The sequence below is a fragment of the Pseudosulfitobacter pseudonitzschiae genome, assembly GCF_002222635.1.
In the GTDB taxonomy this organism is placed as follows: domain Bacteria; phylum Pseudomonadota; class Alphaproteobacteria; order Rhodobacterales; family Rhodobacteraceae; genus Pseudosulfitobacter; species Pseudosulfitobacter pseudonitzschiae_A.
Window position 1 is genome coordinate 1,100,964 of record NZ_CP022415.1, and the last position, 24,341, is coordinate 1,125,304.

General features: G+C 59.7%; 29 protein-coding genes, 1 tRNA gene and 1 pseudogene. 23 read left to right on the top strand and 8 right to left on the bottom strand.

Annotated features, from left to right (window positions below):
- Positions 1–22: 22 nt before the first annotated feature.
- Positions 23–361 carry a P-II family nitrogen regulator gene (locus SULPSESMR1_RS05280; RefSeq protein ID WP_089419873.1) on the bottom strand — a complete coding sequence of 113 codons (339 nt, stop codon included), beginning with the start codon at positions 359–361 and terminating at the stop codon, positions 23–25.
- A gap of 160 nt (positions 362–521) precedes the next feature.
- On the opposite strand from SULPSESMR1_RS05280, the gene SULPSESMR1_RS05285 reads away from it, so the two are divergent.
- A complete protein-coding gene (locus SULPSESMR1_RS05285; RefSeq protein WP_349813522.1) occupies positions 522–1,472 on the top strand; it encodes an NAD(P)H-hydrate dehydratase in 951 nt (316 codons plus the stop codon).
- Here the strand turns inward: SULPSESMR1_RS05285 and SULPSESMR1_RS05290 are convergent.
- A complete protein-coding gene (locus SULPSESMR1_RS05290; RefSeq protein WP_089419874.1) occupies positions 1,469–1,972 on the bottom strand; it encodes a Hint domain-containing protein in 504 nt (167 codons plus the stop codon). The genes SULPSESMR1_RS05285 and SULPSESMR1_RS05290 overlap by 4 nt on opposite strands.
- 189 nt (positions 1,973–2,161) lie before the next feature.
- Between SULPSESMR1_RS05290 and SULPSESMR1_RS05295 the strand changes: the two genes are divergently transcribed.
- The 6 genes from SULPSESMR1_RS05295 to tig all read left to right on the top strand — a co-directional run bounded on the left by SULPSESMR1_RS05295 (position 2,162) and on the right by tig (position 8,142).
- Positions 2,162–2,245, top strand: a tRNA-Leu gene (locus SULPSESMR1_RS05295).
- A 286-nt stretch (positions 2,246–2,531) separates the two neighbouring features.
- Positions 2,532–3,401, top strand: coding sequence for a type IV pili methyl-accepting chemotaxis transducer N-terminal domain-containing protein (locus SULPSESMR1_RS05300; RefSeq protein ID WP_089419875.1), 870 nt, complete (start codon positions 2,532–2,534; stop codon positions 3,399–3,401).
- 202 nt (positions 3,402–3,603) lie between these two features.
- Positions 3,604–4,647 carry a TRAP transporter substrate-binding protein DctP gene (gene dctP / locus SULPSESMR1_RS05305; RefSeq protein WP_089419876.1) on the top strand — a complete coding sequence of 348 codons (1,044 nt, stop codon included), beginning with the start codon at positions 3,604–3,606 and terminating at the stop codon, positions 4,645–4,647.
- A gap of 122 nt (positions 4,648–4,769) precedes the next feature.
- On the top strand, positions 4,770–5,336 hold the full coding sequence (locus SULPSESMR1_RS05310; RefSeq protein ID WP_089419877.1) for a TRAP transporter small permease subunit: 567 nt from the start codon (positions 4,770–4,772) through the stop codon (positions 5,334–5,336).
- Positions 5,333–6,646 (top strand): TRAP transporter large permease, encoded by a 1,314-nt coding sequence (locus tag SULPSESMR1_RS05315; RefSeq protein WP_089419878.1) that lies wholly within the window; start codon positions 5,333–5,335, stop codon positions 6,644–6,646. Before SULPSESMR1_RS05310 ends, SULPSESMR1_RS05315 begins: the two co-directional genes overlap by 4 nt.
- A 164-nt stretch (positions 6,647–6,810) precedes the next feature.
- On the top strand, positions 6,811–8,142 hold the full coding sequence (gene tig, locus SULPSESMR1_RS05320) for a trigger factor (protein ID WP_089419879.1): 1,332 nt from the start codon (positions 6,811–6,813) through the stop codon (positions 8,140–8,142).
- A gap of 107 nt (positions 8,143–8,249) precedes the next feature.
- On the opposite strand, the gene SULPSESMR1_RS05325 is transcribed toward tig, so the two are convergent.
- The 5 genes from SULPSESMR1_RS05325 to rpsF all read right to left on the bottom strand — a co-directional run bounded on the left by SULPSESMR1_RS05325 (position 8,250) and on the right by rpsF (position 12,359).
- Positions 8,250–8,735 (bottom strand): lytic transglycosylase domain-containing protein, encoded by a 486-nt coding sequence (locus SULPSESMR1_RS05325; RefSeq protein WP_240311256.1) that lies wholly within the window; start codon positions 8,733–8,735, stop codon positions 8,250–8,252.
- Positions 8,736–8,883: 148 nt separating this feature from the next.
- On the bottom strand, positions 8,884–10,842 hold the full coding sequence (locus tag SULPSESMR1_RS05330; RefSeq protein WP_089419880.1) for a bifunctional 2',3'-cyclic-nucleotide 2'-phosphodiesterase/3'-nucleotidase: 1,959 nt from the start codon (positions 10,840–10,842) through the stop codon (positions 8,884–8,886).
- 256 nt (positions 10,843–11,098) lie between these two features.
- Positions 11,099–11,740 carry a 50S ribosomal protein L9 gene (rplI, locus tag SULPSESMR1_RS05335; protein ID WP_089419881.1) on the bottom strand — a complete coding sequence of 214 codons (642 nt, stop codon included), beginning with the start codon at positions 11,738–11,740 and terminating at the stop codon, positions 11,099–11,101.
- A gap of 12 nt (positions 11,741–11,752) precedes the next feature.
- A complete protein-coding gene (gene rpsR, locus SULPSESMR1_RS05340) occupies positions 11,753–11,980 on the bottom strand; it encodes a 30S ribosomal protein S18 (protein ID WP_028957713.1) in 228 nt (75 codons plus the stop codon).
- 25 nt (positions 11,981–12,005) lie between these two features.
- Entirely contained in the window at positions 12,006–12,359 is a 354-nt protein-coding gene (gene rpsF / locus SULPSESMR1_RS05345; RefSeq protein WP_089422170.1) for a 30S ribosomal protein S6, read from the bottom strand.
- A 337-nt stretch (positions 12,360–12,696) separates the two neighbouring features.
- Here rpsF and SULPSESMR1_RS05350 point away from each other — a divergent pair, with 337 nt between their 5' ends.
- Positions 12,697–13,197 carry a hypothetical protein gene (locus tag SULPSESMR1_RS05350; protein ID WP_089419882.1) on the top strand — a complete coding sequence of 167 codons (501 nt, stop codon included), beginning with the start codon at positions 12,697–12,699 and terminating at the stop codon, positions 13,195–13,197.
- A 156-nt stretch (positions 13,198–13,353) separates the two neighbouring features.
- Entirely contained in the window at positions 13,354–13,923 is a 570-nt protein-coding gene (locus tag SULPSESMR1_RS05355; RefSeq protein WP_089419883.1) for a YceI family protein, read from the top strand.
- Between the two features lie 140 nt (positions 13,924–14,063).
- On the opposite strand, the gene SULPSESMR1_RS05360 is transcribed toward SULPSESMR1_RS05355, so the two are convergent.
- Complete coding sequence (locus SULPSESMR1_RS05360) at positions 14,064–15,260, bottom strand: cytochrome b/b6 domain-containing protein (protein ID WP_089419884.1); 1,197 nt, start codon at positions 15,258–15,260, stop codon at positions 14,064–14,066.
- Positions 15,261–15,462: 202 nt separating this feature from the next.
- On the opposite strand from SULPSESMR1_RS05360, the gene fabD reads away from it, so the two are divergent.
- From fabD to SULPSESMR1_RS05425, 14 genes and pseudogenes are all read left to right on the top strand, one after another.
- Positions 15,463–16,392: an ACP S-malonyltransferase gene (fabD, locus tag SULPSESMR1_RS05365; RefSeq protein WP_089419885.1), complete on the top strand. Its 930-nt coding sequence runs from the start codon at positions 15,463–15,465 to the stop codon at positions 16,390–16,392.
- A gap of 21 nt (positions 16,393–16,413) precedes the next feature.
- Positions 16,414–17,148: a 3-oxoacyl-ACP reductase FabG gene (gene fabG / locus SULPSESMR1_RS05370; RefSeq protein ID WP_089419886.1), complete on the top strand. Its 735-nt coding sequence runs from the start codon at positions 16,414–16,416 to the stop codon at positions 17,146–17,148.
- A gap of 182 nt (positions 17,149–17,330) precedes the next feature.
- A complete protein-coding gene (locus SULPSESMR1_RS05375; protein ID WP_089419887.1) occupies positions 17,331–17,564 on the top strand; it encodes an acyl carrier protein in 234 nt (77 codons plus the stop codon).
- Between the two features lie 175 nt (positions 17,565–17,739).
- Positions 17,740–18,270, top strand: a complete 531-nt coding sequence (locus tag SULPSESMR1_RS05380; RefSeq protein ID WP_089419888.1) for a GNAT family N-acetyltransferase — start codon at positions 17,740–17,742, stop codon at positions 18,268–18,270.
- Positions 18,271–18,410: 140 nt separating this feature from the next.
- Positions 18,411–19,673: a beta-ketoacyl-ACP synthase II gene (gene fabF / locus SULPSESMR1_RS05385; protein ID WP_089419889.1), complete on the top strand. Its 1,263-nt coding sequence runs from the start codon at positions 18,411–18,413 to the stop codon at positions 19,671–19,673.
- Positions 19,673–20,833 carry an endolytic transglycosylase MltG gene (gene mltG / locus SULPSESMR1_RS05390; RefSeq protein ID WP_089419890.1) on the top strand — a complete coding sequence of 387 codons (1,161 nt, stop codon included), beginning with the start codon at positions 19,673–19,675 and terminating at the stop codon, positions 20,831–20,833. The genes fabF and mltG overlap by 1 nt, the downstream gene beginning before the upstream one ends.
- A gap of 214 nt (positions 20,834–21,047) precedes the next feature.
- Positions 21,048–21,389, top strand: a complete 342-nt coding sequence (locus tag SULPSESMR1_RS25200) for a hypothetical protein (RefSeq protein WP_162791872.1) — start codon at positions 21,048–21,050, stop codon at positions 21,387–21,389.
- Positions 21,301–21,738 (top strand): annotated as a pseudogene (locus SULPSESMR1_RS05395) (terminase large subunit domain-containing protein); the annotation flags it as partial. The gene SULPSESMR1_RS25200 and the pseudogene SULPSESMR1_RS05395, both read left to right, overlap by 89 nt.
- Before the next feature lie 223 nt (positions 21,739–21,961).
- Positions 21,962–22,300, top strand: coding sequence for a phage head closure protein (locus SULPSESMR1_RS05400; RefSeq protein ID WP_089419891.1), 339 nt, complete (start codon positions 21,962–21,964; stop codon positions 22,298–22,300).
- Positions 22,297–22,707: a DUF3168 domain-containing protein gene (locus tag SULPSESMR1_RS05405; RefSeq protein WP_089419892.1), complete on the top strand. Its 411-nt coding sequence runs from the start codon at positions 22,297–22,299 to the stop codon at positions 22,705–22,707. Before SULPSESMR1_RS05400 ends, SULPSESMR1_RS05405 begins: the two co-directional genes overlap by 4 nt.
- Before the next feature lie 25 nt (positions 22,708–22,732).
- Complete coding sequence (locus SULPSESMR1_RS05410; protein ID WP_089419893.1) at positions 22,733–23,146, top strand: phage major tail protein, TP901-1 family; 414 nt, start codon at positions 22,733–22,735, stop codon at positions 23,144–23,146.
- 6 nt (positions 23,147–23,152) lie between these two features.
- Positions 23,153–23,470, top strand: a complete 318-nt coding sequence (locus SULPSESMR1_RS05415) for a gene transfer agent family protein (protein ID WP_089419894.1) — start codon at positions 23,153–23,155, stop codon at positions 23,468–23,470.
- On the top strand, positions 23,467–23,670 hold the full coding sequence (locus SULPSESMR1_RS05420) for a rcc01693 family protein (RefSeq protein ID WP_089419895.1): 204 nt from the start codon (positions 23,467–23,469) through the stop codon (positions 23,668–23,670). The genes SULPSESMR1_RS05415 and SULPSESMR1_RS05420 overlap by 4 nt, the downstream gene beginning before the upstream one ends.
- A complete protein-coding gene (locus SULPSESMR1_RS05425; RefSeq protein ID WP_089419896.1) occupies positions 23,667–24,329 on the top strand; it encodes a phage tail tape measure protein in 663 nt (220 codons plus the stop codon). Before SULPSESMR1_RS05420 ends, SULPSESMR1_RS05425 begins: the two co-directional genes overlap by 4 nt.
- The last annotated feature ends 12 nt before the right edge of the window (positions 24,330–24,341 follow it).

The window sequence follows — 24,341 nt, forward strand, 5'->3', positions numbered from 1 at the left end:
CTTCTTGTGCAGATTTGTACGTTTACAGTGCGTCCGAACCGGATTCACCGGTGCGGATGCGAATGGCTTGTTCGACGGAGGTGACGAAAATCTTGCCGTCTCCGATTTTCTCGGTCTTGGCCGCGTCGACAATGGCCGCGATGGCGCTGTCGACCTGATCGTCGTCCAGAACCACTTCGACCTTCACTTTTGGCAGGAAATCGACCACATATTCAGCACCACGGTAAAGCTCCGTGTGGCCTTTTTGACGCCCGAAGCCTTTGACTTCGATAACGCTCAGGCCTTGGACGCCCACGTCCTGAAGGGCCTCTTTGACTTCATCGAGCTTGAATGGCTTGATGATGGCTTCGATCTTCTTCATGCGGGCCTCCCTTTACATGCCGTTGTTGGGCGTCAGACCATTTTGCGTATGATGCGTCTATGAGGGGCGGGCGGAATGCAAGGGGATGCGGCGGTTTTGGAAATGAAGAGGGTATTTTTTGTGCGAAGTGATCAAAATTTGTGCAGTTTGAAAATAAGTCATGCAAGACAAGGCCAGTGTTGCCGGTCCCGACGCCTGTGACACGGTCACCGATGATTTCTTTTGGCCCGAAATATCCCTGCCGGAGGCTCCTGCCATGTCAACGCACCTGATCACCCGCGACTCCTTGCCCGACCTTGGCAAAGCAGCGGGCCACAAATTCGACTATGGCCACGCGCTGGTGCTGAGCGGTGGACCGGGGCGCACGGGGGCTGCGCGGATGGCGGCGCGCGCTGCGTTACGGGTGGGGGCGGGGCTTGTGACACTTGGCGTGCCACCTGCTGCACAGATGGAGGTGGCGGCTCAGGTCACCGCCATCATGATAAAGCGCATCGGTGATGCACAGGCCTTGGGCGATATGCTGCAAGACAACCGCCTGAACGCGCTTTGTGCCGGACCTGCGCTGGGGCTTGACGATCGCGCTGCCGATCTGGTGCGCGTGTTGCTGCACAGCGGGCGCAATTGCGTATTGGACGCGGACGCGCTGACGCTGATTGCACGCGATCGGGCGCTGATGCAGGCCTTGCACGGTGGCTGCGTTCTGACGCCGCATGGCGGCGAGTTTGCGCGTTTGTTTCCGGACATCGCCGAAACAGTGCAGGGCGACGCGCCGATTGCGGTCAAAGCTGATGCCACCCGCAAAGCGGCGGCACGGTCAGGGGCTGTGGTGCTATTAAAAGGCTCTGAAACCGTCGTTGCGCATCCGGGCGGCGTATGTACGGTTCACAGCGCCACTGGTGATCGTGCGGCTCCGTGGCTTGCCACCGCAGGGGCAGGGGACGTTCTGGCGGGGCTGATCACCGGGTTGTTGGCACGCGGACTGGCACCCGCCGAGGCGGCAAAGGCCGCGACGTGGCTGCATGTCTCTTGCGCGTTGCACTTTGGCCCCGGCCTGATTGCCGAGGATTTGCCGGATTGTCTTCCGGCGGTGTTTCGCGATCTGGCGCTCTAGGCTGCCAGTTCCTGCACGGCGACCATCGCAGGCACCGACAGTTCCAACCCGTCCGCATAGACCACATGCGGCGCGTCAAAGCCCAGCTGGATCAACGACAGGTTGCGCACGCCCAGATCGGTGATGAACTCGCCGTCGATCAGGCATCCTGCGGGCAAGACGGCCTGTGACGCACCGACCAGCGCCTTGGCGCGCCAGTCACGCACCAGCACTTGTTGGGCGGCGGGCAGGATCACGTTTGTCTCGGGCCGTGTCTGACCCAATGATCCCGCTGCGATGGCCACAGCGGCGGATTTGATCCGTGTGGTGCTAATCGCTTTCAAGGTCACCAGACCGGCGTTGCGGCTGATGATACGATCGCCGGGGGACAGGTATTCCACCGGTATTTCGCCATCGGCTGTCAGAAGAATTGTGCCGGCAACAAGGCCGACGTGAAGGATTTCTGCGCGCAGCTGCGGCACATGACCGCTTTCGACGCGCCCGACCGTTTTCGGTTTCATGGGCGTCTCTCTTTTTTGTACAACCTGCCTCAAGGTTGAAGACAATATACCCCAACATAAGGTTAATGTCGTCAGAATAATGACTGTAAAATTTTCCGGACCGGCCTGCGGCATTTTTGGTCTCGCCTATTTGTCGGGGCTTTGGTATCTGACGCGCCAGCGCCCGTGTGATGCAGGCGCGCTGACAGTGCGGGTGTGGCGGAATTGGTAGACGCACCAGATTTAGGTTCTGGCGCCTTTGGCGTGGGGGTTCGAGTCCCTTCACCCGCACCATTTCAATAACTTACGAGACGCAGTGAAAGTTGTCGGGTTGGCGGCGATGCCACAGAAACCTGTACTTTTTGCCCTTTTGACAGCGGCGCGTTATTGTTCGGCACAGAAGCGGTTGCGCCAGAGCGGCGTGGGCTTCGCCCTCCTGTGTTTCTCGCAGACCTGCCCGTTTTCAGTGCTGTGCAGGCAACACCGATCCGTGGATGAAATGTTTTCGCGTGGCTTAACCCCTTGTTCAGGCCTGCGGGTCTAACTGGCTTTGTGACTCGCCAGACAGGGCCAAAACCGGATGAAATTGTTGACTGTTTTCATGATCCTGTCGGGATGTTTCGTGCTGTTTGGTCACGCCCCCGCAGCACAGGCAGAAGCGACAGAGGCGGCGTTGGTGCATCGCATCGATATTGCCGGGCGGCAACGTATGCTGTCGCAACGCATGGGGATGGCGGCCTGTTTCGTCATGGGCAATGTCGAGGCAGCATCCTATGCCGATATCGCCAGACAGGCGTATGACGCGCTGGCGGTTGGCCAGCGCACGCTGCGTCAGGGCGACCCGAGGCAGGACATCGAGGCCGAGCGTGATCCGGCGGTTCTGGTGTTGCTGGACAGATCCGATGCCATTTTCGACACCTTCGGGCGGGCAGTTCTTCAGGTCAGCCACCAAGACCTGCAATCGGTTGTGATTGCGCAGGTGACCAATCTGGATTTTCTGATGCTTGAGCAACTGAACCTGACCGTCAGCGCGATAGAACACCAACGGGTGTCGGCCACGCAGGGCGCGCAATTGATCAAAACCATCGACATTGCAGGACGACAGCGGATGCTGTCCCAAAAGGTGTTGAAGGAGTATTGCTACGTCAGTCTGGGGGTGGACACCCGGCGACAACAACAACAGATGGCGACAACCATCAAGATGTTTGAAAGAAGTCTGGAACTGCTGGAGACTGGCAGCGACGAGCATGGTGTGCTGGCACCACCGAATGTACGCGCCAAGGGGAGGCTGGCGCGCGTGCGCAGCATATGGGAGCGGCTTGCCCCGATCCTGCAGAGTGCGGTGTCGGGCAAGGATGTCGATCCTGCCGATTTGCAGCGTGCAGCGGGGTTCAGCGAGGATTTGCTTAAGGCGTCGCAGCACGCAGTGGCCAGCTATCTGAAGCTTTGAACAGTCCGATCCGTGTCCGGCCAACGGTTCCTTGCAGATTCTTCAAGTCAATTTCGCCGTTTGGACGTTGGGTCGCGCGTTAAAAGACCAGTTGAGGGAAAGGGGTTTCCGAGTCACACTCTGTCTTTCAGGGGCGTCTTTTCAGAAGCGCCAAGTTGGCTGCACCGCGAGGGGGCGCCAAGCCATTCTTTGGGAGGAAGATATGACGAACAAACCACAAGGTATGAATCGCCGCGCCATGTTGCGCGGAGCCGCCGTTGCTGCCGTTGCCACACCCGCACTGGTCGGCAAGGCGATCGCCGCAGGCGAAGTTACGTGGCGCGTACAGGCGCACTGGCCCAAAGCGTCCAGTTCGTTCACCGACAGTCTTGGAGTGGTGGCCACATTGCTGGAAGAGCGCACCGAAGGTGCGTTCAAGCTGGAGTTGCTGGGTGCCGGCGAATTCGCCAAAGGCCCCGACATTTACAACATCGTGCGCAAGGGCGTGGTGCCGATGGGCACGATCAGCCCGTCCTATATCCTCGACAGCGCCGAAGCGGCGTCCTTTGCCTATGGTATTCCGGGCACGCTGCGTCAGTCGTGGGAAATGGAACACGCGATCAAGAACCTTGGCATCGAAGATCTGGTGAACGAGGATCTGGCATCCGAAGGTGTGCGCCTGATGTCGGAAAAAGTGCTGCCGACCGAAATGGTCGTGTCGAAAAAGATCGAATCCGCAGCCGATTTCCAAGGTCTGAAAATCCGCTCGTCGGGCAAGATGCTGGACTATCTGGCCGCCGCCGGTGCCGCTCCGCAATTTGTGCCCGGTTCGGAATTGTACCAATCCCTGTCGTCGGGCGTGGTGGATGGCGCGCATTGGGGTGCGGCCATTGGTGCGCAGTCGATGTCGCTGTGGGAGGTTTGCAAATATCACTACAAACCCGTGTTAGCTCAGACCACCGATGCGTTCATCTTGAACGAAGACGCATTGGCCGAACTGCCCGACGATCTGCGCACCGCGCTGGTTGACCTGATTTCGAACCGCTTTTTCTTGCGGTCCGCCGAATACCAGCACAAGGAAGCCATCGCGCTATCCGAAGGTGTGGCCAATGACGGTGTCGAAGTGATGCAACTGCCGCAAGACGTGCTGGAGATGCTGGCAGCCGCCTCGAAAACCATCCTCGAGGAAGAGGGTCAGAAGGGCGAGAAAGCAGCCAAGGCTGCCGATATCTATCGTACCTTGATGTCCGACCTCGGCTACGCCTGATCCGTAGTCTGCGGATGCCGTCATGCCCCTGCCGGGGCGTGTCGCGGCATCCGGTTTCATAACGCCTGCGCTGTCCTGACGGGGTGGCGCAGGCGCTTTGCCCTTATTGTGGAGACAGTAACATGTTTCAACTGGCCCGCGCCGTGACGCGCGTGAACAGGTTTATCGGGAAATGGGCCTCGCTGGCCGTTCTGGTGATCTTTGCCCTGCTGCTGGCCGATGTGGTCATGCGATATCTGGTCGGACGTCCGGCGATCTGGACGGCGGAACTGGCGACCCTGATCTTTGGTGTCTATGCGGTTATCGGCGGTGGCTTTCTGCTGATCGAACGGGGGCACGTGAACGTCGATATCATCTATGGTGCGCAAAGCCTGCGGCGCCGCGCGATGCTGGATATTCTGACCTGGCCGCTGTTTGCTCTCTTTGTCGGTGTGCTGCTGTGGCAGGGCTATGACATTGCTGCAGAAGCGGTCAACGATTGGGAACGCTCGCAGTCGATGTGGAGGCCACCGCTGTGGCCCACTAAAATCATGATCCCCGTGGCAGCTACGCTGTTGCTGCTTCAGGGGCTGATCCGCCTGTGGGCGGATGTGCGCGTGGTCATGGGCCTGCCGGTGCCCGACGATGTATTCGGCAAACCCGGAGCGCCTGAACATCAGCCCGAACATTCCAAGGAGATGCAGCAATGAGCGTCGAACTTTTGACCCTGCTGTTTTTCGGCAGCCTGCTGGTCTTTCTTTTGCTCGGCACCCCGCTGGCCTTTGTGCTGGGCGGTGTTTCGGTGGTCTTCCTGTACTTCGAGATGGGCGAGATCGGGTTTTACCTGCTGGCCTCCAAGATGTGGGAGACGATGCAAAACCCCACGTTGATGGCGATTCCGCTGTTTGTCTTTATGGCGATCCTGCTGGAAAAGTCGGGGGTTGCGAATGATCTTTACGATATGATGCACCAGTGGTGGGGCGGCCTGCGTGGCGGTCTGGCCATCGGCACGGTGCTGATCTGCGTGATCTTTGCGGCCATGTCGGGGATTTCCGGTGCGGCTGTTGTCACGATGGGCACCATCGCACTGCCCAAGATGCTGGAGCGCGGATACGACAAGAAGCTGGCGTTGGGGGCGATCAACGCGGGCGGGGGCTGGGGCATTCTGATCCCGCCGTCGATCCTGATGGTGCTTTATGCGCTGCTGACCGAAGTGTCGGTGGGCCGTCTGTTCGCTGCCGGTGTCGGTCCCGGTCTGACATTGTTCATTCTGGTGTCGCTGTATATCGGGACACGTTGCTGGTTGCAGCCTGATCTGGGTCCGGCGCTGCCGCTGGAAGAGCGGGCAAGCTGGGGGCAAAAGTTCCGGTCGCTGCGCGCTGTCATCCTGCCGATCCTGATCGTGACCATCGTTCTGGGCGCGATCTTTGGCGGCTTTGCCACCGCGACCGAAGCTGCGGCCATCGGTGTGTTCGGTGCGCTGTTTGCCACCGGTGTGAACCGCCAACTGTCGTGGAAGGTGATCCACGAGGCGTCGATTTCCACGCTGAAGCTGACGGCGCTGATCATCTGGATCCTGTTCGCGGCGCACGCCTTTTCGACCGCCTATACGGCGCTGGGGGCGCAAAGCCTGATCAGCGACCTGATGGAGTTCATCCCCGGCGGACGCTGGGGTGCGCTGGCCTTTATGCTGGTGGTGCTGTTCTTTTTCGGGATGGTGCTGGACCCTGTGGGGATCATGCTGATTACGCTGCCGGTGTTCCTGCCGGTGGTGCAGGCGGCAGGCTTTGATCCGATCTGGTTCGGCATCTTGTTCATTATCATGATGGAGGTGGGGTATATGACGCCGCCCTTCGGCTTTAACCTGTTCTACCTCAAGGGGGTGGCGCCGCCGGATGTGACGATGGGCGATATTTACACTTCGGTCATTCCTTATGTGATCGTGACGCTGATCGGTGTCCTGCTGATCATCCTGTTCCCGGGCATCGCGTTGTATCTGCCGAACCTGTTCTACAACTGACCGGACGGCTTGCACCGTCCACCACACCAAATGAATCCGCGCAGCCCGCCAAGCTGCGCGGATTTGCACCTTGAACCCCTTGCGCCCGGTCCGTAGGGCCAATAGAACGGCGCAAATTTTGCCAAGCGCTCCGCAATGGGGCGCGATTACGCTATGGAGCACACATGCAGGTCACCGAGACGCTGAACGAAGGTTTGAAACGCGGCTATGCCATTACGATCACCGCGGCTGAGATCGAAGCCAAAGTGAACGAAAAGCTGGCCGAGGCGCAGCCCGAAGTCGAAATGAAGGGCTTTCGCAAAGGCAAAGTTCCGATGGCGCTGCTGAAAAAGCAGTTTGGTCCGCGCATCATGGGCGAAGTCATGCAAGAAAGCGTTGACGGCGCGATGTCCAAGCATTTCGAAGACAGTGGCGACCGTCCCGCAATGCAGCCCGAGGTCAAAATGACCAACGAGGACTGGAAAGAGGGCGACGACGTCAATGTCGAGATGTCCTATGAAAAACTGCCCGAGATCCCCGAAGTGGACCTGAGCACGATCACGCTGGACAAGCTGGTTGTGAAATCCGACGACGCGGCGGTGGACGAAGCGCTGGGCAACCTTGCCGAAACCGCACAAGACTTTAAAGACCGCAAGAAAGGCTCGAAAGCCAAGGACGGCGATCAGGTTGTGATGGATTTCGTTGGCAAGGTTGACGGCGAAGCATTCGAAGGCGGTTCTGCCGAAGATTATCCGCTGGTACTGGGCTCGAACAGCTTTATCCCCGGTTTTGAGGATCAGCTGGTTGGCGTGAAAGAAGGCGAAGAAAAAGCCGTGACGGTTTCCTTCCCCGACGATTACCAGGCTGAAAATCTGGCTGGCAAAGAAGCCGTGTTCGATTGCACGATCAAGGCAGTCAAAGAACCCAAAGCTGGCGAAATCAACGACGAGATGGCCAAGAAGTTTGGCGCCGAAGACCTTGCCGCGCTGAAAACCCAAATCGCAGAGCGTCTGGAAGCAGAGTACGCCGGTGCCGCACGTGCGGTCATGAAGCGTGGCCTGCTGGACGCGCTGGACAAGGCCGTGAGCTTTGACCTGCCGCCGTCGCTGGTCGACGCCGAAGCAGGCCAGATCGCGCACCAGCTGTGGCACGAGGAAAACCCCGACGTCGAAGGTCATGATCACCCTGACGTAACGCCTACAGACGAGCACAAGACACTGGCCGAACGCCGCGTGCGTTTGGGCCTGCTGTTGGCCGAGCTGGGACAGAAGGCCGAGGTTGAAGTGACCGACGCCGAGATGAGCCAAGCGGTGATGAATCAGGCGCGTCAGTACCCCGGTCAGGAACGTCAGTTCTTTGAATTCGTGCAGCAGAACCCGCAGATGCAGCAACAGCTGCGCGCGCCCTTGTTCGAGGACAAGGTTGTGGATTTCGTGTTCGATCAGGCAACTGTCACCGAGAAAGAAATCTCGAAGGACGAGCTGCAAAAAGCCGTTGAGGCGCTGGAAGACGAATAAGTCTTTCGCAGCCTTCGGGTTTGAAATGAAAAAGGCCGTCCTTCGGGGCGGCCTTTTGCGTTAGGGGAACAGTTGATCGCGGGCCGCGTGCCGCCCGTGTGGTGGTCTTAGCCTTTACGCAGGCCGGTTTGCACCAGCATCCCGCGTTTCTTGGCCTCGTAATAATAGCCACGGGCATACCATTGGATCGCCGTATTCATGTCGCCATCTGACAAAAGCCATGCGCCGCGCAGATATTTCACGCCGTATTTCAGATTGGTTTCGGCATCCAGCAGATCAGACGCAGAGCCCTGATGCCCCATGCTGCGGGCAGTCGCGGGCAGGATCTGCAACAGGCCGTAATAGGGGCCATTGCGTGCGCCCGGACGGTGGGTGCTTTCGCGGATGGCAAGCCGGTGGACCAACGGACGCGGAACGTCGTAGTGGTCGGCGTACTGGTTGATCAGGCGACGCAACTGGGGCGTTTCGTTCGGGTACAGCGGCGGTTCCATGAATTCGGGGGCCTGCGGCTCGGACGGGGCTGCGCTGCAGGCGGACAGGGCAGGCGTACAGGCCAGCATCAACAGGGCGGTGCGGCGTGTGAGAAGAGACATTTTTAAACCGTAAGCAGTGAATATGCCGGCGATGTAGACTCGTCCGGGTGATTCCGGCCAGACACTATGGCCCAAGTGGGCGTTTACACGCCGATGCGGGCCGTTGTGGGCGCATCGGCGCTTGTGTGCCTCGGAGGATTTTCGGGTGCTACAGCTGGATGCGGAAGCGGGCAAAACCGTCAGCGCCGTCACCTGCGGGGGCGATGTTCACACCTTTGACGTCAGCCACATAGTCAGCAGCCTTGGGGCCGGTGTCGAACAGAACGCTGGCTCCTTCGACGGGTGCAAAGGTCCAGTTGGCGTCGGCACGCGGGCTGATGGTTCCCTGTTCGACAATATAGCGCACAATCACATCGCGGTTGGTGTCGGGGCCCTCGAATACGACGCTGTCGCCCATTGCTCCGGGGAAACTGCCGCCGCCACCAGCGCGGTAGTTGTTGGTGGCGATGATAAATTGTGCCTCTGGATCAATTGGTTCTGCGTTGTACTTCAGGTCGATGATCCGGTTGGCGTCGGGGTTGATCACCGCGCCCTTGCTGTCGAATTTTGACGGCTGTGACAGGTCGATCTGATAGGTGACGCCGTCCATCACATCAAAGTTATAGCTGGGAAAGTCCGGGTTCAGCAGAATCTGGTCAGCCTCGCCCGGAGTCACCTGATTGAACATGCCCGCAGAGCGCTCCAGCCAGTCCTTGACCTCGGCGCCTGTGACCAGCACCGCGCGGGCGGTGTTGGGATAAAGATAGAGGTCCGATACGTTCTTGATCGCCACGTCGCCTTTGGGCACGTCTGTGTAATATTCGGGGCCACCCCGGCCACCAGCCTTGAAGGGGGCGGCGGCAGAGAGGATCGGCAGGCTCTCGTATTCGGTGCCTTTCATCATCTGCGCGATGTACCATGTCTGGGCAATCGACACGATCTGCACCGAGGGGTCATCGGCCACCAATGCAAAATAGCTGTGCAGCGGCGCGTCGGTTTTGCCCACGGCGCGGCGGACATAGGCCAGAGTGGCGTCATGTTCGGCCTGAACCGAGGCCAGCACCTGCGGATCGCTTTCCACCAGCGCCGTCACGCTGCGGTCTTCGTTGCGCTTCGAAATCGGCCGCGCCTCGGAGGCGGAACCGGCGATGCGCCAGCCGTTGCCGTCACGTTCCAGCATCAGGTCGATCAGGCCCATGTGGCTGCCCCAATAGCCGCCCATCGTGGCCGGTTTGCCGTGAATGGTGCCTGCACCCGCGTCAACGGCGGCATAGTCCGTATAGGTTGCCGAGGGGAACACAAGGTGGCTGTGGCCGGTCATGATCGCGTCGATGCCGTCGATGGCCGCCAGCGGAACCGAGGCGTTTTCCATCCCGTCGGTATAGTCCGCCGACCCGATGCCCGAGTGGGACAGGGCGATGATGATGTCTGCGCCTTGTTCTTTCATTTGTGGTACATAAGCACGGGCAGTCTGTACAATATCACGGGTTTGCACGTTGCCTTCCAGATGGCGGCGGTCCCAGTTCATGATCTGCGGCGGCACAAATCCGATCAGCCCGATCTTGATCGGGTGGGTGTTGCCCGCGCCATCGGTGATCATCCGGTCGATCAGCACATAGGGCTGGATCAGTGTTGTGTCCTTGGTCGGCGCGCTGCCCATCTGCTTGACCACATTGGCGGACACCACGGGAAACTCTGCACCCGCAAGGGATTTCATCAGAAAATCAAGGCCATAGTTGAATTCGTGGTTGCCAAGCGTCGAGGCGTCAAAGCCTACGGTGTTCATGGCTGCGATGACCGGATGCAGATCGCCTTCTTTCATGCCACGCTCGTAGGCGATGTAGTCGCCCATCGGGTTGCCCTGAAGGAAATCACCGTTGTCCAACAGCAGTGAATTGGTCGCCTCGGCGCGGATGTCCGTGATGATCGACGCGGTGCGGGCAAGTCCCACCGTGTCGACCTGTTTGTCGGCGTAATAGTCGTAGGGAAAGACATGCACGTGCAGATCGGTGGTTTCCATCAGTCGCAGGTGGGCCTGATTGGCGGCGGCATTGGCCGAAAACGGGTGAACGGCCAGAAGGCTGGCGGAACTGGCGATAAAGGCACGGCGGGAGAGGGTAAGGGGCATCGTTCGATCCTTTGAGACATCTGCGACCGGCTATCGCCCCCGCATATGACAGGGCTATGACAGGGGCGTGCGGATGACTGGATGATGCCTGTGGAGGTGGCGATGCGTCAATGGGGACGTGAGCGGCATCAAAGCGCGCGGGCCTCGTGTCGGGATGATGCGCATGGCCGCAGGGCCGGGCTGATTTGCTTTGCCCAATAAAAAAGACCGCCCCGAGGGGCGGTCTTTGAAATGTTCACTGTGCGCGATGGCGCGATCAGTTGGAAGTTGTCTGGTCTTCGCCTTTGTCCTCGTCGGAGGATTGTTCGGACACAGCTTCGGCCAGATCGTCGTCGTCATTCGCAGCCGCGCCGAGGTCTTCGAACAGCTCGGAGATTTCGAAGTCGGCTGCGGCTTCTTCTTCCGCGGCCAGTTCCTGAATCGACTTGCCTGCTGCTTGCAGTTCGGCTTCTTCCACCGAGCGTGCAACGTTCAGTTCGATTGTCACTTCGACTTCGGGGTGCAGGGTGACTTGCACTTCGTGAAGGCCCAGCTGTTTGATCGGCTGAACGATGACAACCTGCTTGCGGTCCAGAGCGAAACCTTCGGCGGTGGCGGCTTCGGCTGCGTCACGGGTGGTGACCGAACCGTAAAGGTTGCCGCCGTCCGACGCCTGACGAATCACAACGAACTGTTGGCCGTTGAGTTTATCGCCAAGTGCTTCGGCTTCTTTTTTGGTCTCAAGGTTTTGCGCTTCAAGCACCACTTTGCGGGCTTCGAAGTCTGCGATGTTCTGCTCGGAAGCAGACAGCGCCTTGCCTTGGGGCAGAAGGTAGTTGCGTGCGAAGCCGGCTTTGACGTCGACGACGTCGCCCATCTGGCCCAGTTTGGCCACGCGTTCGAGAAGGATCAGTTGCATGTACTTGGCTCCTTATTTCACTGCGTAGGGCAGCAGGGCGAGGAAGCGGGCGCGTTTGATGGCACGGGCCAGTTCGCGTTGCTTCTTGGCCGAAACGGCGGTGATGCGCGACGGCACGATTTTGCCGCGCTCGGAAATATAGCGTTGCAGCAGACGTGTGTCTTTGTAGTCGATCGCGGGCGCGTTTTCACCCGAGAAAGGGCACACTTTGCGACGGCGGAAAAATGGTTTTGCAGCCATGGGTTAGCTCCTTTTTGCTCGGGGTTCAGCGGCGCTCGCGACGGGTGTCGCGTTCGTCACGTTTCTGCATCTGGACCGACGGACCTTCTTGGTGCGCGTCGACTTTGATGGTCAGCACGCGCATGACGTCGTCGTGCAGACGCATCAGGCGTTCCATCTCTTGCACGGCTGTGGCCGGTGCGTCGGTGCGCAGGAAGGCGTAGTGGCCTTTGCGGTTTTTGTTGATTTTGTACGCCATCGTTTTGACGCCCCAGTATTCGTTTTCAACCAGGGTGCCGCCGTTGTCGGCGAGGACGGTGCCAAAATGTTCGATCAGGCCTTCGGCTTGTGTGTTCGACAAGTCTTGGCGTGCGATCATGACATGCTCGTAAAGGGGCATGTTCGCTCCATTTATATCAAGGCGCATTTCATAGACGAAGCTTTCAAGTCCCTTTGCGGCTTCGGCACGAGAGTCTGCGCGGTTCAGATGAGGTGCAAAAGGAAGTGCCCATATACACGGTTTGGGCGGGGGCGCAAGCTTGCGGTGTGCAAGTATGCGGGGCGCAGGCTGTGCAGGGCAGAGCGTGAACAGCTGTGCGAATTGCGCGTGATTGTTTCCAGTTTCCATTACAATGCCCCGCACCGGTCCTTGGTGTGCCGTATTCTTGCCCTTTTCGCTGGCCAAAAAAGATGCAGCACAGATCATTTCGGTTTGCCCGCGAACGAAGGATACGCTCATGACCGCTACAACCGATTTTATGACCGACACCGCCATGACCACATCCACCCTGAGCACACCAGTGCGATCGTTGGACGGGGGCCGCACAGTGGTGCGGATGGCCCGCCGGATAACGGGGGCGGCGTTGATCCTTGCGGCGGCGGGATTGTGGATTGCACCGGGCAGCAATTGGACGGCGGACGCGGTGTTGATCAAGTTGGTGCTGTCGCTGGTTGCGGGGCTGGTCGGTTTGGCACTGGTGCAAAGCTGGTCCGCGCCCGACACCCCCGAAGCCGAGATTGACGTGGTGCGCCGCCGTGTGCGTCTGGTGCGCCGGACGCGCCGCGGGGACAAGGTTTTGCAAGATTGCAGCTTTGCCGAACTGGGACGCGTCGAAAATCACAAGAACATCGTCACGTTGTGGGACACGCGTGGTGCCTTGCTGGCCGAAGTGGCCCCCACAGATCGCGGGACGCTGCGGTTTCTTGTGTCTGGATTGCGCGACGCAGGCAAGCTGTGACCATTTTAGGGCGATCGTGCCGGATCGCACTGCGCAAGTCTGCACAGTCCCCCTGTTCAGAGGCGCGCAGAAGATGTTGATCAATGCCGACTTGAATAAACGCTAAATCGCACGACATTTAGGGCACAGTTTCATCAACACGGAGTGACCCCTAATATGAAATCCCTTCTGCTTGCCACGGCCCTGTCAACGGCTGCCACCATGTCCTTTGCTGCCGATACATACACATTTGATCCCGGACACAGCCAAATTGTGTTCCATTATGAACACCTTGGATTTTCGACAACATACGGCATGTTCTCGGGCTTTGATGGTGAAATCAGCTTTGATCAGGAAGACCCTGCAAAGTCGTCCGTTTCGGTGTCTTTTCCTGCCACCAGCATGATCACCGGCTGGGAGCCGCGCCTGAACCACTTTATGACAGATGATTTCTTTGGTGCGTCCGAAGATGACATGGTGACGTTCACATCGACTAGCATCGAAGTGACCGGCGACGACACCGCTCTGATCACCGGTGATCTGACCATGAACGACATCACCAAGCCTGTCGTTCTGGACGCCAAGCTGACGCAGATGGGGGATCACCCGCAGGCGGGCAAACCCTGGGCCGGTTTCAGCGCGACCACTTCGGTGATGCGGACAGATTTCGACATGGGCATGTTTGCGCCCTATGTCGGCGATCAGGTCGATATCATTATCTCGATCGAGGCGATGAAGGCTGACTAAGCCGTTCTATGTTTCTGCGAGAATGGCCGCCGGAGTGATCCGGCGGCCATTTCTGTTGCGGGTCGGTATTTGGCGTCGCGTATGGGGAAAGGTGCCTCCGGCGGGGATATTTTGAGCCAAAAGAAAGATGTCTGCGCGCTTTAGTTTCGGGTGGCGGTCAGCTCGACCTGTATGTCGACGGGGAATTTCAGGCTGCCCTCATCGTTCATGTTGGCACCGATGTTATAATCGCGTCGGTCGATTGTGGTGCTGCCCTTCATCGTGGCGGTGTCGCCGTCAATGGTCAGATCAAAGGGCAGGTCCAGTGCGACCGACTGATCCTTGATCGTCAGGGTGCCACGGGCTGTGGTGCTGTCGATGGTCGTGATGATTTCGGCCGAATAGGTCGCTGTCGGGTATTGCTCGACGTTGAAAAAGTCGGGGCCCATGGCTTGATCGGTGACCGAGCCCAGCGTGAGCGAGCCGATGGCGATTGTGACTTCGACCGCGCCGGAAATGCCGTTTTGGACGGTGTCGTCAAATGTGATGTCGGCGGTCCAGTCGGCAAAGCTGCCAGTCACATCGGACCCGAACTGGTTGACCACGATGGACAGGGTGCCGTCTTGTACCTGCCAGTCGGATTGCACCTCGGTGAGAGACGCAGGGCCGGGGCGGGCGTTTTCTGCCCCTGCGACGCCCAGCCCTGCGCCAAAGGCAATGGCCAAGGCCCAGATGACAGCGGCGGTGATTGCGGGGCGGCGGGGGCTGTGTTGGCCGCCTGGTGTTGTAGCGGTGGTGGTGCCGAACCACATCCGGCGCAGGGTGCTGTCGCGGTCGATGAAATGGTGTTTGAGCGCGCCCAGAATGTGCAGCGCAAGGGATGCTTCTAAAACATGGGTGGCGATTTCATGCATCGCGCCGAATGCGCCTGCGACGGTTTCGGATTTGGGCACCAGTGGCAGGTTCTGGCCGATGGGCAGCCAGTGCGGGGCAAAACCTGCGGAGGAGGCGTGGTGAATCCAGCCCGACAGCGGCACGATCACCAGACTGGCGTAGAGTAGCCAGTGGACGGTTTCGGCGGCGAAGGTTTCAAGCTTGCGTTCCGGATGCAGGTTTGCGGGTTTGGTTTGGGTTATGGCCCACAGGATGCGTGCAAGGGCCACGAAGAACACCGTGATCCCCAGCGTTTTGTGCAGCGAGAACAGCCGCGCCTTGGTCGCCAGTTGTTCTGCGGTGTCATAGGCCATTGCGTTGGCAATCAGCCCCAGTGGGATCAGGGTGATGATCAGCAGGGCGATCAGCCAGTGAAAGGTTTTGGTCACGGTGCCATAGCGGTCGTCGGCGTTGGTCAGTGGCATATCTGTCTCCGAAGTGGACGGATGAAGGGTTTGCCCTGAGGCGGGCTTGATCGTTAATGTGACCTATTGGCATGTTTTTGTAACTGCAAATAGTTGCACAGGCATCGTGCGGGAATTGGTGTGATTGGGTTCGTGCGGCTTGTGTGCGGCGCGCGAGGTCTCTAAACCGCGCAGAACGGCAAACGAGGGAGGGCAGCAGCCCATGAGCATAGCATTTGTATTTCCCGGACAGGGCGCACAGACCATTGGCATGGGCCGCGATCTGGCCGAGGCCTATCCGGCAGCGCGGGCGGTTTTTGACGAGGTTGACGACGCTTTGGGCGAAAAGCTGAGCGACCTGATCTGGGAGGGCGATGTTGAAACGCTGACCCTGACGCAGAATGCGCAGCCTGCGCTGATGGCCACGTCGCTGGCGGCGATGCGCGCGCTTGAGGTCGAGGGATACGGTATTGGCACGGCCTCATTCGTGGCAGGTCATTCGCTGGGCGAATATTCCGCTTTGGCGGCTGCCGGCGCCATTTCGGTGGCGGATACGGCGCGGTTGCTGCGGATTCGCGGTGCGGCGATGCAAGAGGCGGTGCCGGTTGGCATGGGCGCAATGGCTGCTTTGCTGGGGCTGGATTTCGACACGGCAACCGAAGTGGCCGAAGAAGCGGCCGAGGGCGAGGTTTGTCAGGCGGCAAATGACAACGATCCGGCGCAGGTTGTGGTGTCGGGTCACAAGGCCGCTGTCGAGCGGGCCATCGGGATCGCCAAGGCGAAGGGTGCCAAACGTGCGCTTTTGCTGCCGGTAAGTGCGCCTTTTCATTGTGCTTTGATGGAACCTGCGGCGCAAAAGATGGCCGAGGCATTGGACGCTGTCGAAATCAATGCGCCGGCGGTGCCGTTGGTTGCGAACGTGCGCGCCGAGGCCGTGGACAGCGCCAAGATTATCCGCGATCTGCTGGTGGAGCAGGTCACAGGATCTGTCCGCTGGCGGGAAAGTGTCATGTGGATGGCCGCACAGGGTGTGACCGAGATGTGGGAAATTGGCGCAGGCAAGGCGCTGAGCGGGATGATCCGCCGGATCGACCGTGATGTCGCCACGCGCAACATTGGCGTGGCCGCTGATATTGCCGCACTCAAAGCGTAACTTGGTGAAGAGGAACAGTTTATGGATTTGACGGATAAAACGGCGCTGGTCACCGGCGCATCGGGTGGCATCGGTGCCGAGATTGCACGGGTGCTGCATCGGGCAGGGGCCACTGTGGCGCTGTCTGGTACGCGGGTAGAGCCGTTGGAGGCACTGGCGGCTGAATTGGGCGACCGTGTGCATGTGTTGCCGTGCAACCTGAGCGACGCGGAGGCGGTTGACGCGCTGCCCAAGCAGGCCATCGAGGCGATGGGACGCGTTGATATTCTGGTCAACAACGCAGGTATTACCCGCGACAATCTGTTTATGCGGATGTCGGACGACGATTGGAACAGCGTTCTGGACGTGAACCTGACTGCCACGATGAAACTGTGCCGTGGCGTTCTGCGCGGCATGATGAAGGCCCGTTGGGGCCGGATCATCAACATCAGTTCGATTGTGGGGGCAATTGGCAACCCCGGTCAGGCGAACTATGCGGCCAGCAAGGCAGGCATGATCGCCATGTCGAAAAGTCTGGCCTATGAGGTGGCCAGCCGTGGGATTACAGTGAATGCTGTAGCGCCGGGATTTATTACCACCCCAATGACAGAAAAGTTGACAGATGACCAAAAAGCAGGGCTTTTGTCGCAAATTCCTGCCGGACGTATGGGCGAGCCTTCGGAAATTGCGGCGGCCGTGGCCTATCTTGCCAGTGCTGAAGCAGGCTATGTCACAGGAACGACCTTGCACGTGAACGGCGGTATGGCCATGTTGTAGGAGCCGCGCCAGAAGCCTTGCCATCTTTTCGGGATATGCTATAGGCGGCGCAGATTTGAACCGGGGGCGCGGTGACGTGTCTTTGGAATAGCCGCCCCTTGGGGGGCACGACCATGCCGCTCCAATAGGAACGGCACCACTGAAGGGTAAGATATTTACCCGCTTGGAATGAGGACTTGGAAATGAGCGACGTCGCAGACCGCGTTAAAAAGATCGTTGTAGAGCACCTGGGTGTTGAAGAAGACAAAGTTGTCGAGAACGCGTCGTTCATCGATGATCTGGGCGCTGACAGCCTCGACACTGTCGAGCTGGTGATGGCGTTCGAAGAAGAATTCGGCATCGAGATCCCCGACGACGCGGCGGAAACGATCCAGACGTTCGGTGATGCGGTTAAATTCATCTCTGAAGCGACCTAAGTCCAAACGCTTTCGGGCGATCGAAACGGCGTCTTTCCATGCGGAAAGGCGCCGTTTTTTTGATTTTGGGGCAAAACTGTATTGCATGCGTCCGTGTGCGGGGACACTGTTGGCGCAGAGCCTTGGAGAACAAGAGGCCAAAGCAGGAACCTAAAGCAATGCCCCCAACATTCTAATGTCGCGCGTCATCCCCACCATCAACACCAAAGGATTGACGTTACGTGCGCTGAGGCCCGATGATTTTGACCGCTATGCGGCGATCTGGGCGATGGCGGACGTGGTGCAATATACCGGCGGCGTGCCGTGGAGCCGCAGTCGGGCGTGGGATTCGTTTTTGCGCAATGCGGGGCATTGGCAGATGACGGGCTTTGGCCAATGGGCGATCGAGGCGCAGGGCACCAAGTCGCTGGTGGGGCAGACCGGTTTTTTCTATGGCGTGCGTGGGCTTGGTACAGATTTTGATGCCTATCCCGAAGCCGCTTGGGTGTTGTCACCGGATTTTCAGGGGCGCGGTTTGGGACGGCAGGCGGCACAGGCAGCGCATGACTGGTTTGACCGCGTGGTCACCGGACCGCTGGTGTGCCGGATCAACCCCGATAACGCCGTGTCGCTGCGTCTGGCTGAGGCGTTGGGGTACAAACCGCTGCGCCGGACTGAGGAAGATGGCATGCCCGTAGATTTGATGATACGCAGATCGCCGCCATAATGGGCAGTGCATGACGGCGAAAATCGGCCAACATCGCGGCTGGATGCTGTGCAGCTAGGTCGCTGGTGACGTCGCGCGGGACTTGAACACGCGGGCTTTGACGGGCTATGAGCGTCAAAACGAGACAAAGGGGCATATCAATGCGCAGAGTTGTTGTGACAGGCTTGGGGCTGGTGACGCCATTGGCCGATGGGGTCGAGGCCACGTGGAGCCGTATTTTGGACGGTCAGTCGGGCGCGGGTCCGATCACCGGATTTGACACCGAAGGATTGGTCACGACCTATGCGTGCGAAGTGCCTTTGGGTGATGGCAGCAATGATACGTTCAACGCCGATACCTATATGGAACCCAAAGAGCAGCGTAAGGTCGATACCTTTATTCTGTTTGGCATGGCTGCTGCCCAGCAAGCTGTAGAGGATTCCGGCTGGACCCCGCAGAGCGACGAAGATTTCGAGCGCACCGGCGTTTTGATCGGGTCGGGTATCGGCGGGTTGAACAGCATCGCCAACACCGCCGTGATGATGGAAGAAAAGGGCCCGCGCCGCGTCAGCCCGTTCTTTGTGCCCGGTGCGTTGATCAACCTGATCAGCGGTCAGGTCAGCATCCGCTATGGCTATAAAGGGCCGAACCATTCGGTGGTGACGGCCTGTTCGACGGGCGCACATGCGATTGGTGATGCCAGCCGTCTGATCCAGCACGGCGATGCGGATGTGATGGTCGCAGGTGGGGCCGAGGCGGCAATCTGCAAGATCGGTATTGCGGGCTTTAACGCGTGCAAGGCGCTGTCGACCAAATATGCGGATGATCCAAAAAAGGCGAGCCGCCCCTATGACGTGGATCGCGACGGTTTCGTGATGGGCGAGGGTGCGGGTATTGTGGTGTTGGAAGAGTACGAGCACGCCAAGGCGCGCGGTGCGAAGATTTACGCTGAAGTGAAGGGCTATGGCCTGTCGGGCGACGCCTATCACATTACTGCACCGTCGGAGTCGGGTGAAGGTGGCGAGCGTGCGATGCGCGCGGCGTTGCGCAATGCGGGCTTGCAGCCCTCGGATATTGATTACATCAACGCCCACGGCACCAGCACGATGGCAGACACCATTGAATTGGGTGCGGTTGAGCGGATGCTGGGCGATCATGCGGGCAAGGTCACCATGTCGTCGACCAAATCGGCGACCGGCCACCTGTTGGGGGCCGCTGGCGCGATCGAGGCGATCTTTGGTATTCTGGCGATCCGCGATCAGGTTTGCCCGCCGACGATCAATCTGGAAAATCCGGCGGTTGAGACGGCTGTGGATCTGGCGCCCAATGCCAAGCGTGCGCGTGAGGTGAATGTGGTTTTGTCGAACTCCTTTGGCTTTGGCGGGACCAATGCGTCGGTGATCTTTGCAAAGGTTGACAGTTGATGTGGCGTCATATCGCCTCGAATGCGCTGACGTTTATTTTGCTGGCATTGTTCCTGCTGGGCGGTGTGATCCTGTGGGGCAAGGGGCAGTACGAGGCGCAAGGGCCGCTGACTGAAGCAGTATGTGTGGAAGTGCCGCGCGGGTCGAATTTCGATCGGGTTAGTAAGAACCTTGTAGATCAGGGCGCTGTGTCTAGCGGTCCTATTCTTCGCATCGGCGCTGACTATGCTGCGAAAACAGATGATCTGAAATTTGGCAGCTATCTGGTCGAACCAGGGGCTTCAATGGAAGAGATTGTCGATGCGCTTACCCGTGGCGGGGCCAGTACTTGCGGCACCGAAGTGGTGTACCGCGTCGGTGTGAACCGCGTGTCGGTTCAGGTGCGCGAGTTGGACCCTGCGACCAGCAAGTTCGTCGAGCGGGCCGAGTTCGATCAGGGCAGTGAAGAAGCGCCCGAGATTTACTCCGAAGTGAAAGCCAAGCCCGACACACGGTTCCGCGTGGCTGTGGCCGAGGGTGTGACAAGCTGGCAAGTGACCGAAGCGCTGCGCGCTATGGATGTTCTGGATGGCGAAGTGCCGCAGGTGCCGGCCGAGGGTGCCTTGGCCCCCGACAGCTATGAGGTGCGTCCGGGTGACGACCGCGCTGCCATTCTGGCGCGTATGGAAGCCGCCCAAGAGGTGCTGGTTGCGGCAGCTTGGGAAGGGCGCGACGAAGATTTGCCTGTCAGTACGCCCGAGGAGTTGCTTATTCTGGCGTCGATCATCGAGAAGGAAACCGGTGTGGCCGAAGAGCGCCGTCAGGTGGCCAGCGTGTTCGTCAACCGTCTGAACCAAGGGATGCGTTTGCAGACCGACCCCACAGTGATCTATGGCATCACCAAGGGCGAAGGCGTGTTGGGCCGTGGTCTGCGCCAGTCGGAACTGCGCGGGGCGACGCCGTGGAACACCTATGTGATCGAAGGGTTGCCACCGACGCCCATCGCCAACCCCGGACGGGCAAGTCTGGAAGCGGCGGCGCGGCCCGACAGCACCGATTTTGTGTTCTTCGTGGCCGATGGCACGGGCGGACATGCCTTTGCCACCACGTTGGAAGAACACAACCGAAACGTGGCGAAATGGCGTGAAATCGAGGCGCAGCAGCCCGTGCAAGACAACTGACCGGACCGCCCAATCGTTAAGTTTTCGTAATGATAACGGACGGTTGGGCGGCGGTGCGCGGTCAGTCAGGCTTGACTTTGCGAACGGTCTGATGTAGACATTGTGACATGCTGGAAGACATGGGCAAGCGGCCGCAAGGGTAACCTTGTTGGCCGTTTTTTCGTGTTTCACTCGTGCGGGGGGCCAAAAACCCAAGAGAGGTGAACGACCAGTTATGATCATCATAACCCCAGACGCGGACGCCGAGCAAATACAACAGGCACTGGACACGGTTTACCGTGAGCTTGGCGAACTGAGAGAGCAGCTCGTTTTCTTGAAAGAGGAGGCGCGGAACGGGGGGGATGCGGACACCAAAGATGTAAAGGCGACGGTTGCTTCGCTGCGATCGTCGCTGGAAACCTGTATGAAACTGGAGACACAAGTTGCAGAATGTCGACGTAAACAATCACATATTGCCCAAGGCGGCTATGCACTCGATCTTGATGCCGCACGGGCTGAGGTCGGGTGCCGACTTAATCGCTTGCGCGACTGTTCGGGAACAAGAGAAGTTTCTTGAGGATATCGGGGAGGGAGGGCTTTGTGCCCTCCCTTTTTTGTTCGAATTCTGGGCGATGCCGCACCAGTTGCCGCCCGAAGGCGACTGGCGGGCGTGGGTCGTTCTGGGTGGGCGCGGTGCGGGCAAGACCCGTGCAGGGGCCGAGTGGGTGCGCAGCAAGGTGGAAGGTGCGCGGCCCTTTGACAATGGTGCGTGCAGCCGCGTGGCATTGGTGGGCGAGACGCAGGATCAGGTGCGCGAGGTGATGATCTTTGGGGACAGCGGGATCATGGCCTGTTCGCCGCCCGACCGTCGGCCCAAGTGGATTGCCACGCGCAACCGGCTGGAGTGGCCCAATGGTGCGGTGGCCAGGGGCCAGCGGCTTTTGATGGAACTGGAGCTTTGGGAGGTGTCGCTGGTGACGTTCCCGATGCTCCCCAATGCGGGTGTGGCGGGCAAGGCGGGCGATCTGGTGCCTGAGGAGACTGCAGCATTGCGCGGAATCGCGGCGGCCATTGATGGCGCGCGTACGAGGCTGATGCGCACGTAAGTCGCGTCTGAACTGCAATCAATCAAGGACATGCGGATGTTGCATGAAGATGCCACGTCTGAGCCGCAAGCTGAGTCTGGAAACACCTGTGCGAATCGCGGACGGGGCGGGTGGCTATGCGCAGAATTGGGAAGTTCTGGGCGTGCTGTGGGCGCAGGTGTTGCCGCGCACGGGCCGCGAGACTGCGTCCGGGCCTGCGGCGGTGTCGCATGTTTCCTTTCGGATCATCGTGCGTGGTGCGCCCGAAGGGTATCCGGAACGGCCCACCGCCAAGCAGCGGTTTCGAGACGGCAACCGGGTGTTTCGCATCACGGCTGTGGCAGAGCATGACGCCGAAGGCCGCTATCTGACCTGTTTCGCGAACGAAGAGGTGGCGACATGAGCTATGGCGTATCCGCAGCGCTGCAAAGCGCGATTTATAATGCTTTGACGGCGGCCGTTGCTGTGACTGATCTGGTGGGCGCAGACATTTATGACGCGATGCCCACAGGTACAGTTCCACCGCTTTACGTCAGTATCGGTGCCGAAACCGTGCGTGCGGCCAATGACAAGACCGGTAGCGGGGCCGTGCATGATGTGCGGATCGCGGTTGTCACGGATGTGCAGGGTTTTGCCGCAGCCAAGGCTGTGGCGGCTGCGATCAGTGACACCTTGCACGATGCCGACCTGACGTTGGCGCGGGGGCGGCTGATTTACCTGAATTTCGACCGTGCGGTGGCCGACCGCAGTGATGCGGGAGCGGGGCGGACGATTGTCCTGCGGTTCAAGGCGCGTGTCGAAGACGATTAACCTTTTGCCCTGATTGGAGAATTTCATGGCTGCTCAGAACGGAAAAGACCTGTTGGTCAAGGTGGATATGACGTCGGATGGTCAGTTCGAGACCATTGCGGGCCTGCGCGCCACGCGCGTCAGTTTTAATGCCGAGACGGTGGATGTCACCAGCTTGGAAAGCCAAGGCGGCTGGCGCGAGTTGCTGGCGGGTGCCGGAGTGCGGTCGTGCAGCATCAGCGGTGCGGGCGTGTTCAAGGACGAAGGCACGGACGAGCGCGCGAGGCAGTTGTTTTTTGATGGCGAGGTGCCGGATTTCCAGATCATCATTCCCGATTTCGGGGTGATCGAAGGGCGGTTCCTGGTGACGGCTATCGAATACGCGGGCAGCCACAATGGCGAGGCGACTTACGAGATGTCGCTGGCGTCGGCGGGTCTGCTGACCTTTGTGGCACTGTGATCCGAGATGGCCAATCCGTGGAGGGGAGATGTGGCGCTGATCGTCAATGGTCAGCGGCATGTGATGCGCCTGACCCTTGGCGCGCTTGCGTCGCTTGAGGCGACGCTGGAGACCGGATCGCTGGTGGGTCTGGTCGAGCGGTTCGAGAGCGGGGCGTTTTCGACGCGCGATGTTCTGGTGCTGCTGGGGGCAGGGCTGGAAGGCGGTGGGTGTGACCTGTCGCCTGCCACTTTGGCGCAGGCCGAGATCGAAGGCGGGCCGATGGCTGCGGCGCGGGCTGCGGCGGAGTTGTTGGCGCGGGCCTTTGTGGTGCCCGAGGCATGAGCCAGACAATGGGTTGGCAGGCGTTGATGCGGGCGGGATTGCACGGGCTGGGGTTGGCTCCGGATGTGTTCTGGAGTCTGACGCCAGCCGAGTTGCGGGTGATGCTGGGCGACGCGGGTGCAGATGCGCCGTTGTTGAATGACGGGCTGGCGGCGCTGATGGCGGCCTATCCGGACAATGCAGGTGAGGGAACGATATGAGTGATTATGAAAGCAGGATCGAGGAACTGGATGCCAGTGCCGATGCGATGGCGGACAGTTTGGGGCAGGCGTCGGTCATGGTGTCGGCGTTTGATGGCGAATTGCGCCGGATGCGCACGTCGCTGGCTGCCACGGGGCAGGATGTGCAGGTGTTGGAACGCGGGTTGAGCCGTGGTTTGCGCCGCGCATTTGACGGGTTGGTTTTTGACGGGATGAAGCTGTCGGATGCGCTGCAAACGGTGGCACAGTCGATGATCAATGCCACATATAACGCAGCGCTCAAGCCGGTCACCGGCCATTTTGGCGGGCTGCTGGCGCAGGGGGTGAACGGGCTGATGCAAGGCATTTTGCCCTTCGCCGACGGGGCGTCGTTCAGTCAGGGGCGGGTGATGCCCTTTGCCAGTGGCGGGATCGTCAGTAGTGCGACACCGTTCGGGATGCGCGGTGGCGTGGGGCTGATGGGCGAAGCCGGTCCCGAGGCGATCATGCCGCTGGCGCGCGGTGCCGATGGCAAGCTGGGGGTGCGCAGTGGCGGGGTCGCGGCGCCGACCATCGTGATGAATATCACCACGCCGGATGTGCAGGGGTTCCAGCGCAGCCAGAACCAGATCGCGGCCAAGATGGGCCGTGCGCTGGGCCGTGGCAGCCGCAACCGTTGAGGAGGGGTAAGA